This is a genomic window from Ureibacillus sp. FSL E2-3493, assembly GCF_038077515.1.
Lineage (GTDB): Bacteria > Bacillota > Bacilli > Bacillales_A > Planococcaceae > Ureibacillus > Ureibacillus halotolerans.
The window spans coordinates 851,446-865,346 of the sequence record NZ_JBBOPK010000001.1 but is presented as its reverse complement, the minus strand read 5'-3'; the positions used below and the strand labels follow the sequence as shown (position 1 = coordinate 865,346).

The 13,901-nt window shown below is 34.9% G+C and carries 13 protein-coding genes; 2 read left to right on the top strand and 11 right to left on the bottom strand.

The genetic code is table 11. The annotated features are described in order from the left end of the window. Positions 1 to 24: 24 nt before the first annotated feature. On the bottom strand, positions 25 to 339 hold the full coding sequence (locus tag MHH69_RS04510; RefSeq protein WP_122971016.1) for a metal-sulfur cluster assembly factor: 315 nt from the start codon (positions 337 to 339) through the stop codon (positions 25 to 27). Between the two features lie 54 nt (positions 340 to 393). After that, positions 394 to 1,158, bottom strand: a complete 765-nt coding sequence (locus MHH69_RS04505) for a prolyl oligopeptidase family serine peptidase (RefSeq protein WP_341361822.1) — start codon at positions 1,156 to 1,158, stop codon at positions 394 to 396. Between the two features lie 211 nt (positions 1,159 to 1,369). Here MHH69_RS04505 and MHH69_RS04500 point away from each other — a divergent pair, with 211 nt between their 5' ends. Together MHH69_RS04500 and MHH69_RS04495 are read left to right on the top strand one after the other, a co-directional pair. After that, positions 1,370 to 2,176, top strand: a complete 807-nt coding sequence (locus tag MHH69_RS04500) for a Cof-type HAD-IIB family hydrolase (protein ID WP_122971018.1) — start codon at positions 1,370 to 1,372, stop codon at positions 2,174 to 2,176. 94 nt (positions 2,177 to 2,270) lie between these two features. Then, on the top strand, positions 2,271 to 3,125 hold the full coding sequence (locus tag MHH69_RS04495) for a DegV family protein (RefSeq protein WP_122971019.1): 855 nt from the start codon (positions 2,271 to 2,273) through the stop codon (positions 3,123 to 3,125). Positions 3,126 to 3,222: 97 nt separating this feature from the next. On the opposite strand, the gene MHH69_RS04490 is transcribed toward MHH69_RS04495, so the two are convergent. From MHH69_RS04490 to MHH69_RS04450, 9 genes are all read right to left on the bottom strand, one after another. Further along, positions 3,223 to 5,046, bottom strand: coding sequence for an oligopeptide ABC transporter substrate-binding protein (locus tag MHH69_RS04490; protein ID WP_122971020.1), 1,824 nt, complete (start codon positions 5,044 to 5,046; stop codon positions 3,223 to 3,225). Positions 5,047 to 5,199: 153 nt separating this feature from the next. Then, on the bottom strand, positions 5,200 to 6,105 hold the full coding sequence (locus tag MHH69_RS04485; protein WP_122971021.1) for an ABC transporter permease: 906 nt from the start codon (positions 6,103 to 6,105) through the stop codon (positions 5,200 to 5,202). 30 nt (positions 6,106 to 6,135) lie between these two features. Next, positions 6,136 to 7,098 (bottom strand): oligopeptide ABC transporter permease, encoded by a 963-nt coding sequence (opp4B, locus tag MHH69_RS04480; RefSeq protein ID WP_122971022.1) that lies wholly within the window; start codon positions 7,096 to 7,098, stop codon positions 6,136 to 6,138. Between the two features lie 2 nt (positions 7,099 to 7,100). Beyond that, positions 7,101 to 8,048 carry an ATP-binding cassette domain-containing protein gene (locus MHH69_RS04475; protein WP_122971023.1) on the bottom strand — a complete coding sequence of 316 codons (948 nt, stop codon included), beginning with the start codon at positions 8,046 to 8,048 and terminating at the stop codon, positions 7,101 to 7,103. Further along, complete coding sequence (locus MHH69_RS04470; RefSeq protein ID WP_122971024.1) at positions 8,026 to 9,054, bottom strand: ABC transporter ATP-binding protein; 1,029 nt, start codon at positions 9,052 to 9,054, stop codon at positions 8,026 to 8,028. The genes MHH69_RS04475 and MHH69_RS04470 overlap by 23 nt, the downstream gene beginning before the upstream one ends. Positions 9,055 to 9,360: 306 nt before the next feature. Continuing rightward, positions 9,361 to 10,821: an alpha-amylase family glycosyl hydrolase gene (locus tag MHH69_RS04465; RefSeq protein WP_122971025.1), complete on the bottom strand. Its 1,461-nt coding sequence runs from the start codon at positions 10,819 to 10,821 to the stop codon at positions 9,361 to 9,363. 255 nt (positions 10,822 to 11,076) lie between these two features. Continuing rightward, on the bottom strand, positions 11,077 to 11,442 hold the full coding sequence (locus tag MHH69_RS04460) for a YisL family protein (protein ID WP_122971026.1): 366 nt from the start codon (positions 11,440 to 11,442) through the stop codon (positions 11,077 to 11,079). A 152-nt stretch (positions 11,443 to 11,594) separates the two neighbouring features. Then, positions 11,595 to 12,497 carry a fumarylacetoacetate hydrolase family protein gene (locus MHH69_RS04455; RefSeq protein WP_122971027.1) on the bottom strand — a complete coding sequence of 301 codons (903 nt, stop codon included), beginning with the start codon at positions 12,495 to 12,497 and terminating at the stop codon, positions 11,595 to 11,597. A 118-nt stretch (positions 12,498 to 12,615) separates the two neighbouring features. Continuing rightward, positions 12,616 to 13,788: a DUF418 domain-containing protein gene (locus tag MHH69_RS04450; protein ID WP_122971028.1), complete on the bottom strand. Its 1,173-nt coding sequence runs from the start codon at positions 13,786 to 13,788 to the stop codon at positions 12,616 to 12,618. Positions 13,789 to 13,901 lie beyond the last annotated feature (113 nt).

Sequence of the window (13,901 nt, the reverse complement as noted above, 5' to 3'; positions counted from 1 at the left end):
TCACTCAGAACTTAACGAGCGATTTTATCGAATACCTAAAGCCATTTTTGCATAACGTGACATATTATCTTTTGACCATGCTGGTTGCCAAACGATGTTGACATCCACGTCTTTTACTTCAGGTAAATCACTTAATGCTGTTTTAATTTGGTCTACAATAACTGGACCTAATGGGCATCCCATAGATGTTAGGGTCATCGTAATTTTGGCTACCCCTTCTTCATTTAAATCAACTTCATATACTAAACCTAAGTTAACGATATCAATACCTAACTCAGGATCAATGACATTTTCTAAAGCACCTAAAATACTTTCTTTCATTTCTTCACTAATAGCCATTTTCCGTTTCTCCTTTCATTTCCTATTGACTTATATCATAGCAAACCAAATTCGTTATGCCAAATGATGTGAAAGAAACTCCGTTACAGCAAGTACACCAGATCGAGGAACTTTATGTCCATAATTAGGTGACTCTACAAATTTTAATCGTTCAGGTGTTTGTTCATAGTATGAACGCAATTGAGTATAAAAATGATATGTATTTTTAAATGGTACAGTCTCATCTTTATGACCATGCCAGAAAATAACTGGTCTTTGATTGAAACGAGTAGGATCCTTTGTTATATCATTTTCTGCTAAAAGCGCTTGTAACTGTTCCTTCTGATGATCATCCATTGGTAACTTAACACCTAATGATTCAAATTGGTCCAATTGATAATTAGAAAGTTCAACATATCCAGGAGCTCCCATACATATACCAGCCGCATAAACCCAGTCATAAGCATTTAGGCAACCGCAAGTGACAATTCCTCCCATAGATGTTCCAGCGATTCCTACTTTTCCGGAAGTTAAAAGTTCTCTTTTTTGTAGCTCATTATATAATATGTCCACTTCTTTAATGGACATTAATACAATCTCCCAAAAGTGAACATTCATTTTCATTTCAGAAAGATTTTCAGAACGATCACCATGTAAATGAGCATCCGGTAAGATGACACGAATACCCTTTTTTACGAATTGATAAGCATAGTGTAAGTTATGTTCTTTTGCGCTTCCAAAACCGTGTAAAAAGATTACGACCGGTGATTGTGGCGTCATCGAATTATTATAAACGTGTAATAAAGGAATCCCATTCCACATATCCTCTTGAACAAGCATCTCCTTGTCACTCCTTTAATATATTGAACAATACATCATTTCCTGAGTCGTTTTCTCTTATAGTTTTATTTGTAGTAGAAAAAACTACTCTAAGAACATCATATCACTGTTGGAAATTTTTTTCTGAATGAAAGGAATATAAAATACAAAATTTTGACTAAATATATCCATAAGGGATAAAATCAGTAAGATAGAGAAAGGAGAATTCCTTATGAAACAACATTTAATCGTATTAGATTTAGACGGAACGTTATTAACCGACAAACAACAAATTTCTGAAAAAACAAAAGCAACTTTAATGAAAGCAAAAGAAGCAGGTCATCAAGTGATGATTGCGACTGGACGTCCATTTAGAGCAAGCCAATTGTATTATAATGAGTTAATGTTAAATACACCGATTGTAAACTTTAATGGTGCTCTCATCCATCATCCGAAAAATAATGCATGGAAAACTGTTCACTCACCTATCGATCTGAATGTCGTATATGATGTCGTTGACTCCGTTGATAAGTATCAATATGAAAATTTAATAGCGGAAGTAATGGACGACGTGTTTATTCATGTAGAGGACAAAACGATGATGGATATTTTCAAAATGGGCGATCCTCGCGTCACAATTGGAAATTTAAGAGGAAACTTAAATGAAGACCCAACGAGTTTACTAATCCACGCAGAAGAAGTAAATGTACCAGGTATTCGAGATCATTTAGAAAGCGTCCATGCAGAACTTATTGAACATCGCCGATGGGGGGCACCTTTCCATATAGTTGAAATCGTCCGAAAAGGTTTAAATAAAGCGGTAGGCATATCCCTCGTCGCAAAGGATTTGAATATTCCCCGCGAAAGAATCATTGCCTTCGGTGACGAAGATAACGATCTAGAAATGATCGACTATGCAGGAATCGGTGTTGCAATGTCCAACGGAATAGATGATTTAAAAAATATCGCCAATGAAATTACATTAAGTAATAATGAAGATGGGATTGCCAAAGTCCTAATAGAAAGACTAAAATTGTAAGTATAGATATCGGTGGAAATCCTTTTTATTTCCTCTTTATCCTCAACATGAGAATGACTGAAAAATACCATTCATCATTCAAGGAGGTAGATTTATGAAAATTTTTGCAGATAGTGGCTGTGATTTACCAAAGCAATTTTTCACAGAGGAAGACGTCGAATTATTTGCATTACGAGTTGATTTAAATCATACAGAGTACAATGACATCATAGATATTGATCCTAAAACGGTATATGATGCGATGAGACAGGGAGTTACGCCAAAAACGTCTCAAGTGTCACCTGAAGTATTTTTAAATGAATTTGAAAAACTCGCGAAAAATGATGAAGAAGGGCTTTATATTGCCTTTTCATCCAACTTATCGGGTACATATAGCACCGCGGTCATGATTGCTGCACAGGTACGCGAAAATTATCCAAATTTCAAATTGAAAATTATCGATTCGAAATGTGCTTCTCTAGGCTGTGGCTTACTTGTAAAAGAAGCTGTTAAGTTGCGTAAGGAAGGTTTATCTTTAGATGAAATGACGTCTCGGATTGCCCATTTAGCTGAACATATGACCCACCTTTTCACAGTGGAAAATTTAGATTATTTAGCAGCTGGAGGAAGACTTTCCAAATCCAGCGCCTTTATCGGTGGCCTATTAAGTATAAAACCGATTTTACATGTAGAAGATGGGAAATTGATTCCCCTTGAGAAAATTCGGGGTCGTAAAAAGGCGATTAATCGTATGATCGATTTAATGGTTGAACGAGGTGGCGACTTCTCGAATAAAATCGTCGGAATAAGCCATGGCGATGATTTAGAGTTTGCTCAAGAAATACAAGCATTAATCGAAGAAAAGTTAAAACCAAAAGCATTTGAGATGACAATGGTTGGAGCTGTTATTGGCGCCCATTCTGGACCTGGCACAATTGCTATTTTCTTTACAGATAAAGACTATTCATAACGGAAAAGTTGTTCCTATGGGACAACTTTTTTCTATTTTCCAAATTAAAAGGATGAATCAAAGAGTGGAACTCTTCGATTCATCCTTTCATTTATCATTAGTTAGAAGCAACTGGTTCTTCAGCAGTTAATTCGATTTCATGTAAATGATCTTTGTATTCATTTCCATATTCGATACTGAAGTTTTTCACACGCTTATTAACTGGGAAAATTTCATATCGGAATTGCATTGGAATAGTTGTTGCTACTTCCTCGATATGTTGTTGGAATTTTTTAAATTCCTGTGCACGGTAGTTTGTATCGAACGCCTTTGGTGAGTCAATATTTTTAACTGCTGTTTCTAACTCTTCAGAAGTATAACGACTGTAGTTAAATTGGTCCGCTTTGCCGTATAATCCTGCTGGAGATGGGTTTGTACCTGTTCCCCAAGCACCCATGAACATATCAATTTCCGGATCATCTGCTTCAACTTTATCGTAGAATGAGTTGAACTCAATTAGACGACCAGTTGATAAAGTTACATTTAATCCAACATCTTTCCAGTTTTGAAGGTAGAATGCGATAATTTCTTCTTGTGTAGCATCCCCTGACATTGCAGCTAATTTAATTTCTAATTTTTCACCGTTTTTATCTTCACGGATTCCATCATTATCTACATCTTTATATCCAGCTTCATCTAATAGTGCTTTCGCTTTTTCTGGATCATAAGTGTATCCTTCTAAAGAATCGTCATAGAATGCTTTAAATACTGGTGGAATTAAAGAATTTGCACGTTCACGAAGGTTATTATAGAACACTTCCGAAACTTGTTCGATATCTAAAGCATAGCCCATTGCTTGGCGTAATTTGACATCACCCATTTTTGAACCTTCTAAATCTGTTACAACTGTATTGTTTTCAAAGTCGTATTTACCTACTTTAAATCCTAAATAAGAATAGTAAAGCTCTTGGCGACCTAACACTGTAATATTGTCGTAGTTTTCAATTTCTGGCATTTTTGTTGCGTTAAAGCTTTGAATAACATCATATTCTCCAGATTTGATTGCAACTGAAATAGAGCTGCTCGGAACTACTTCAACTACAACACCATCAAGTTTTGGTACACCTTTCCAGTAATGCTCGTTTCGAGAGTATTGCACCGATTCACCAGGTACAATTTTGTCAATTTTGAATGCACCTAACGTTACAGGATTTTTACGAACTGCATCAGACTCTACTAATTCTGCAACTGGAATATCTTTAATTTGGTGACTTGGTGCTGCATAGGACCATAAACCATCACCAGAATAATAAATGGCAGGCGATAATTGTTTAAAGCTAATTTCTAGAGTATGATCATCGATTTTCTTAAGACCTGAAATCGTATCAGCTTTTCCAGCATTATACTCTTCCGCACCAACAATATTTTGGAATTGAGTATCATAACGAACTCCAGTGTAATCTGGGTGTCCGATAATTAAATATGGTAAAATGACATCCTCAATCGTAAATGGTTCACCATCAGACCATTTCACACCTTCACGAATTTTCACTGTTACTTTATTATTATCTTGGTCTACATCTATTGTAGCAAGACCTGTATCTGTAATCATAAAGTTTTCATCTGTTTCAAAAATGACATTTGTAGCCCAGTCCATAAGATATGAATCATAAGCGTCTTCATAAAGTTCCCAGTTAAAAATCCCTTGGAAAGGCTCATCTTTCACCATGGCAACACGAAGCGTTCCACCTTCAATCGCTTCTTCCTCATTTTCTACTGCAAGTGTAAATAACTCATCAGGATTTTTTGCATCTTTCTCCGTACCTGTATCTTCCGTACCTTTTGTGTCTTCAGCTGGCTTATCATCTCCGCCATTACAAGCAGTTAAAACTAGTAAGACAGAAAATAATAGCGCCAATAACGACCACTTTGTTTTTTTCATTCCTTTTCCTCCCTTTTCTTTTTGTACCTGTTTAAAATTTATATATAGTCAAACATATTTACTTTTAAATTGTAAATATGGCGGTACCAAAATGATTTCTAAAAAGTTTTAATACAACTAATTTTCAGTTATTTTAAAACGCAATTTTTTTGCTTAACCTAAACGCTGACGAGCATCGGCTGATCTTCGAAGCGCCTGTCCGACGTAATTAATACCGAGCATCATGATTAAGATGAATAGTGATGCCGGTAACCAAACCCACCAATATTGTTGTAATACGAGCGGGTTGTTTGCATTACTAACGAGTGTTCCGAGGGATGGAGTTGACATTGGTAATCCGAATCCTAAATAAGATAAGCCAGTTTCAATTCCTACATTTCCTGCAAAGTTTAACGTAAGTTCTACGATAATAATCGAGCTTAAATTCGGTAACAACTCTCGTACAATGATGACAAAGTCATTTGTTCCAAGGGTTTTCGATGCTTGTATATAGTCCCGTTTACTTTCAGACAATGCTTTGGAGCGAATAAGCCGTGCCGTTCCTGTCCATAAAAATAAACTCATAATTAATACAAAAGCCATAACACTATACTTCGGAACAACTGTTACAAAAACGATAATTAACATTAAAGATGGAACAGTAATGAAGAAGTCAATAATACGCATGAACATATTATCAATCCATCCGCCAAAGTATCCACAAACTAATCCAACAACTACACCAAATATACCCGTAATAATCGTAATAGAAATTGCTATGAGAAGAGAATTTTTCGCACCGACAATAATTTGACCGATAATATCTTTACCGCCTTCATCGGCTCCTAATAAAAACTTATCGCCAGGTTCTGCAAATTTATCCCTTAAACTTACACGCATTAATTGCTCTTGGTCGATAAAGAAGAAAGCCCATATAAAGACTCCTACTATAACAACGATTAATCCAACTAATGAAAATAAAGCCAATTTATCTTTCATAAATTCTCTAAATACTACTTGAATGCCAGTAGGAGGAGAATTTACATAAGTTTTATTTTTTTTATATTTTTTCTTTGCCATTTTGGATCCTCCTTAACTTTTTAGTGTCACCTATTCAATCCTAATGCGAGGGTCAACAATACTCATAATAATATCGGATAAGAGACTACCTAAAAGGGCTAAGAAGCCAAATAACATAACGAGTGCTGTTATTACACTATAATCTCTAGATGAAATTGAACTTACAAACAATTGTCCCATTCCAGGATAACCAAAGATTGTTTCAATAAAAATTGAACCTCCAAGTAACCCTGTAATAGTAAATCCTAAAAATGCTGCAATAGGTAATAAAGAGTTACGGAAAATATGTTTAGAATACACTTTTCTCATCGGAATACCTTTACTCCGGGCAGTTCGAACGAAGTCCATTGCTTTTGCATCGATAATTTCTGAACGTAAATATTGAATAATCCCCGTCGTACCTAAAATCGCATAAGTAATTGATGGTAATATAATATGATAGAATTTGTCCCAATAATAACTTAACGTACCTGGCTCATGTTCAATATTTACACTGCCGTTCGTCGGGAACCAATGTAATTGGTAACCAAAAATAAATAGAAATACGAGAGATAAAACAAATGTCGGAATGGCATATGTAACAAAGCTATAAAATACAATTGATTTATCTAAAAACGAATTTTGATATCTACCCGCTAATATACCTAAAGGAATGGCAATTAAATAAAGTATAATCACACTTAATAATGACAGCCAAAACGTATTTAACGCACGCTCACCAATTAAAGCAGCAACGTCCCTTTTATACGTATAACTAAGTCCTAAATCGCCTTGGATTGCGTTGCCAACCCATCGAATATATTGTATATGCCAAGGATCGTTCAACCCTGCTTTTTCTTGTAGTTCCTCAATTCGGGCAGGATCTGTTTGTGGTGTAATCAGTCCTGTAAAAGGATCCCCAGGCATAAACTTCGCCAAAATAAATATAATAACACTCAGAACAAATAACTGTGGAATCATTATTAAAAATCGTCTGACAATCGTTTTCCACATAACTACATGTCCCCCTTCACCTGTGAAGTAGCTGCCACAAAGTGGGTGCTTGATACAGGTACTAAATCAAATACCCGTTCATTTTCATCAAAGTAATTTTTATGTTCTACTTGATAATGTTGTTCGACTTTTATTCTTTCTCGCTTCCGTTGTTCCCTTCCTACCGGAGTCACTTCTGGAATAGCAGAAAGTAATCGTTTTGTATATATATGTTGCGGGTTATTGTATATATCACTTTTTGTCCCCGATTCAACAAAGCGACCTTTATACATAATCGAAATATGATCACACATATGTTTTACAACGCCTAAATCGTGGGAAATAAATAAATAACTAATACCGAACTCATTTTGAATATCTTTCATGAAATTAAGCACTTGGGCTTGGACAGATAAGTCTAATGCAGATACAGGTTCATCTGCAATGATTAATTTTGGATTTGTTGCAATAGCCCGAGCAATTCCTAAACGTTGTTTTTGACCTCCAGAGAATTCATGGGGGTATTTAAACTTTGCATCTTCAGGCATCCCCACTATATCTAATAGTTCACTTATTTTTCTTTCCTCTTCTTGCGGAGATAGCTTTAAAAAATTGCGAATCGGTTCGGCAATAATGTCTTTTACCCGTTTTCGAGGGTTCAAACTAGAATGGGCATCTTGGAAAATCATTTGAACATCACGACTAAAGGCAGATTTTCGACTTCTGCGTTTATTTGTAACATTTTCACCTTCATAAATAATGGATCCGCCTGAAATTTTTTCTAGCCCAATAATTGCCTTACCTGTAGTCGATTTTCCACATCCTGATTCACCAACTAATCCATAGGCTTTTCCTCTTTCAAATTCCATCGTTATTCCATCAACTGCGTGAACTTGATCAATCACCCGGTTAAAAAATCCTCCGCGAATAGGATAGTGGACTTTTAAATCATTTATTTGCATGAAGCTCATATGTCCCGCCCCCTTTATCCGTTTTAAAGTGAAACTCTTTCCAACATGTACAACGTACAAAATGACCAGGTGAAATTTCATGAAGTGCTGGATTTTCCTCGTGAGCTTCTTCCGGAATCCAAGGAATTCGTTGAGAAAATCTACAACCAGTTCGAGGTAAGTTCATTAATGATGGAACAATACCTTCGATGACATTTAAACGTTCTGACTCAGAATTCATCTGAGGAATGGAATTAAATAGCGAACGAGTATAGGGATGTTTCGGATTTGTAAACAACTCATTTACTGGAGCCTCTTCAATAATTTCTCCCGCATACATGACGGCAACTCGATCTGCTACCTCTGCTACAACACCTAAGTCATGGGTAATTAGAATTATTCCCGCCTCAGTTTCAGCTTGTAAATCAATTAATAAATCTAAAATTTGAGCTTGAATTGTTACGTCCAACGCTGTTGTAGGTTCATCCGCAATAATAATTTGCGGTTTACACGAAATAGCAATGGCAATAATAACCCTTTGTCTCATCCCACCCGATAATTGGTGTGGGAATTGTCTAGCTACCCTTTCAGGATTTTTAATTCCAACTTGACTCAATAATTCTAGTACTCTCGCTTGTCTTTGTTCAGCTGTTAAATTAGTATGATAAATTAAGCCCTCTTCAATTTGTTCCCCAATGCGCATTAACGGATTTAATGCTGAAAGAGGATCTTGGAAAATCATACTAATTTGAAGACCTCTAATGTCATTCATCTCTTCCTCAGAAAGAGCAGCCAGATTTTTTTGTTCAAATAAAATTTCTCCTTGAACACGTGTTTTGTTTTGATCATAAAGTCCAATAATGGAAGTTGCAAGGGTACTTTTCCCACACCCTGATTCACCAACGATTGCAAGAATTTCGTTTTTCTTTAATGTAAGGGAAACTCCATCTACTGCATCATAAAATGTATCTTTAATTCGAAAACCGGTATGTAAGTCTTTAATTGTTAATAATTCATCTGTTTTCAAATTAACGCTCCTTTCTAGCAATCATGTTCGCTTTTATTAATTTGAAGATTACAAATATTCTTGTTACACAATCTTTTCCGAAAACTATTAATCTTTTAACAATTTATGTATTGTTGCAATAAATTATATATTTGTGTAATAAATGAAGTCAACAAATTTCGAATTTATTTTTCAGAAATAACTAAATATTTAAAATGTACCTTACATTTTATGAATAAAATACTTCTCTTAGACATCCCAATATTATGCTGTCCATAAGAAAAAGACGTCCCATCGGTACAAACTACCGTTGAGACGTCAATTTTTTTAATTTTGATTTGCTCTTCTACGTTTACCTCGTTTAATTAAAGCGATAATAAAGCCAATAAATAGTAGATAAACTAATCCTAACGCTATTAAGTAAGAAACGTTAATACCTTTTTCCTCTGTAACTTGATAAATTTCTACAATTTCACGATCTAATACGATAGGGAAATTTCCTTCGTCATTTACACGTATTGTATCACTATCTAACATAGCACGAAGTTCCTTATTCTCACCGATTTCATCAGCAGAAATATCAACCTTTGTTGTTTTTCCCGTGTTATTAATGACTATAATCCATCTTTCTTCATCAGAATAACGTTCAAATACTAAGAAACCATTTTCATTTTTAATTAGTTTAAATTCCCCATTACGTAACGTTTCAGACTGATTACGTAATGTTTGAACGTCTCCTATAAATTCCACCATATCCTCATCTGTCCGGAAATTATATAGCTGATGCGCATTCGGACCTGCCTCCCCGTTCATAATAATTTCTGTCCCATATTGCATTACTGGTACGCCTGGTAGTAAAAGCGTTGCAGCAATGGCAAGTCTTACTCTTGTTGGAGGATAGGCTTCGGCAGATAACGTAAAACGATCTGTTAATAAGGAATCAATCATCAATTGGGCAGGAGCTTGTTTTCCTTCAACAAATGGAGTTACATTAGTTAACAATGCCGCTGAATTCTGATCCACGTTTTTGTATGCATTGCGAAATGCGTCGTTTGTTTCTTCAAAGTATTTCGCATCAAAATTAGCGTCGCTATCTTCATTTGAAATGACATAAATATCGTTATTTACTGATTTAATGGCTTCAATCATTTCATTTAAAAATGGAGTGCTAGCCGTATCTAAATTCGTTAATCGTACGCCATCTACGTTATATGTAGTAATAAATTCAACTACTGAATTAATAAGCGCTTGCTGAACTTCTTCGTTATTTAAATCCCAACGAACTTTCCCGTTGGCAGTATCGACAATCCAATCTGCTTTTTCAGGATCTTGTGCCCATTCATGATTTTCACTAACATTCGATAAAGGGAAATCAATCATGATTTTTACATGATCATCATGAAAAGTGTCAATTAAGTTTGTCAGTTCTTCTGGCGTTCCAAACTGCGGCTCAATTTGACTATAGCTTGTGACCATTGAACCGTCATACGTTTCAGTTGTAAACACAGAACCGATTGAAGCGATTGTGAAACCCATTTTGGTGATCAAGGATCGTTTTTCAAGTAAACCTTTAAAGTCACCACCAGCAAATTGGGACGGATCTTCCGCATTGGCATTGTAATCGTTCTCTAATGTTCCATTTAATATTCGATCAACTAACAAATCATATATACTTTCATCTTCTATTGATTTTGTCTCTTCTGCTTTCGCTACAGAAGAAGTTGTCAATGAAGCAATTAATAAAAGTGACGCCGCTACGCCACTAATCCACTTTTTAAATTTCAACATAATCCCTCTCCTTCAAACCATACCAACGCCATTTTACCAAAAAAAAAAGATGAACTGCCATCTTTTAAAAGGAAAATAACAAATCCTACTATGAAATAAGACAAAACAGTGAACAACTGTAATTCTGAAAGATTTCTCTTTTAATCTGTCCAAAAGGAAATGATTTTATTGTTATTTTCTATTATATTATTCAGATTTAATTGGCGGATGAAATAAAAAAATCGTAAAGCACACATGCACTTTACGATTTTTCTATTATGCTAAGAAATTTTCACCCATTGGTAATTTGAAGCCCATAAATAATACTGCAAATAAGAAAATAGCGAATAAAACCCAAAATAGAGTAGTTGGTTTATTTTTAGCTTGACGTACTAATACCATTTCCATCATACCAATGACTAAAATACCTAAAAGGAATTTAATGCCATATTGCATTCCCATATTGTAATCCATTCCTTCGATAAATAAAGCTCCACCTGTAATAATGACTAAAATATAGAATAGACGTAATGCCATGTGAATTCCTTTAGACTTAGATGCTAAAGCTGCTACAAAAAATAATACTAATGCTATTACCCAAGTTGCAATGTGTAAATGCGTTGAGCTTGTTAAAAAGTCCATTTTATTCCCACCTTAATTTTCATTGTCAGCATTATCCTACCATAGTTAAGTTTGGAGATTCAAATATAATAGTTCTGTAGAGCTTTACAATACAAAAATAGTTTAGGTTTCATAGAGAATACTTTCAAACAAGTCATTGTTTACATCATTTGTTAAGCAAAACGATTGGAAAGAGTGCCTATTCCTTCAATCGAAATTTTCACTTCATCTCCTGCTTTTAAAAATGTTGGTGGGTTCATTCCCTTGCCGACACCTGCAGGAGTACCTGTTAAAATAATATCTCCAGGCTCCAATGTAATATGTTGAGATAAAATAGATACTAACTCCTCTACTGTAAACATCATATCTTTTGTTGAACCATTTTGGCGTACTTCACCATTTACTTTTGTTACGATTGTCAATTTTTGAGGATCTACAATTTCATCCTTCGATACAATATAAGGACCTAGTGGACAAGAAGCCTCTAAACTTTTCCCTAAAAAATATTGTTTATGTTTATCTTGTAAATCACGAGCTGTTATATCATTTGCAATCGTATAGCCAAAAATATAATCAAAGGCAAGATTTTTCGGAATATCCTTTCCTTTTTTGCCTATAACTACTGCTAACTCACCTTCGTAATCTAAGGAATTCGTTTTACCTTCATGAATCGGTAATACTTGTTCATCAGCTGCTATGGAAGTTGGTGATTTTGTAAATACGACTAAATCTTCCGGTGCTTGCTGTAAGCCCATTTCCTTTGCATGATCATTATAGTTTTTACCAATACAAATAATATTTTTTGGCGTTCTAGGTATTGGAGAAAGCCATTCTATTTCAGTAAATGGACGCTTAAATTGTTCCACTTGTTCAGATTTACTTGCAGCGTCAACTAATTTGCGAATTTGTTCAACAAAGTCAAAGCCTAATGCAATCCCATCAATAATTTCTGTTGGAAAAGAAGGGAGGATATTCAGCTCTTTTTGAATGGCTAGTACATCCCATACCGCTTCCTCTTTTTTTACTTTTGGACCGAATTTTACTTCTCCATTTAAATTAAACGATAAAATCTTCATAAATAAAGGCGCTCCTTCTTTTATCCTTTGTTGATATACATTCAACTTGAGTAATTCTCAAAATCTATTAATTGAATGTATATTTTATTCCATCATACATCAAATTTTTCGAAATTGCTCATTTTTCCGACAATGTTGTTTTATAAATTAATTTTTTTACGAGCCATTCTAATGGTCCTTGTTTAAATTTAATAAACCAAAGCTCAGCAAATATAACTTGAACAATAAAAATACCAATCGCAATTAATGTACCCGTCTGGACATCAATTTCACCATACAAACTAAAACCAAAATGATAGAACAATAATGTGCAAATAATAGATTGCATAATATATAAAGAAAGGGACATTCGCCCAGCCCTCGCTAATGGTGCGAGTATTTTAACGATAAACGGAATCATACATAAACAAATCATAATTCCAATATAACCAACGGAAAGGATAGGTCCCCCTACGTACACTTTTAAATAATCAAGTAAATAAGTGCGAGTAAAGGTATATGGAGCACTTTTTATCAATATACCGAGTACGAGAAATACGATGGCTAAAGTAATCCAAAGACCCTTTAGCTCTTTTGCCCTTTCAATTAAACGCCATTTGGCAGCTGCAGCTCCTATAAGCATATATGGCAGGATAGTCGTTAAAGCTGATATCCACATACTCACCCCCATCTGAAGGGATAAATCTTTTAAACGTTGGAAAAAGGCATCCAGCCAATTCCCCACTCCATAAGCGGTAATGGCATCGTTAATCATTACAATATCGACTGCCGGTGCTTCTACTTCCATATTGCTCATTCCTGTTAGCGCAAAAATAGCAATGAAAAATAAATGCATGAACCCATTAATAATTAACCCAAACGTTAATAACCATCCACCGCTAAAGCGTAAAAATAGCAATAGGAAAAATCCGCAAAAGGCATACATCGTTAATATGTCGCCCCACCAAATGAAAAAGGCGTGGAGTAATCCAATAATAAGTAATATAATTAGCCTCTTTGGTCCAAATTGATAAAAGTTACTTCCAATGGTTTCTGCTTTCATAAATTGCATCGCTAACCCATATCCGAAAAGCATAGAGAAAAGGGGATAAAAACTACTTTGCACATAAATATCCAAAGTTTGATGCCAAATAATATCGGGCGCCTCTGTAAACCAACTGCCTAAATCAATATGGGGCATAGGTAAATAAAAGGCAAACATATTTACCAGTAAAATACCAAGTAAACTAAATCCGCGTAAAATATCAATCGAATGAACTCTTTCATTCAAAGTAGTCGGTTGAAAATTCACAATAGGTTCTCCTTTTCTTGTAACGTCAAAACGTAAAGTTTATCTTTCATTTTACTATATTAAGAAAAAACCTTCGAAAAAACAGTCTATTAATTTGAATCAAATTAATAGAC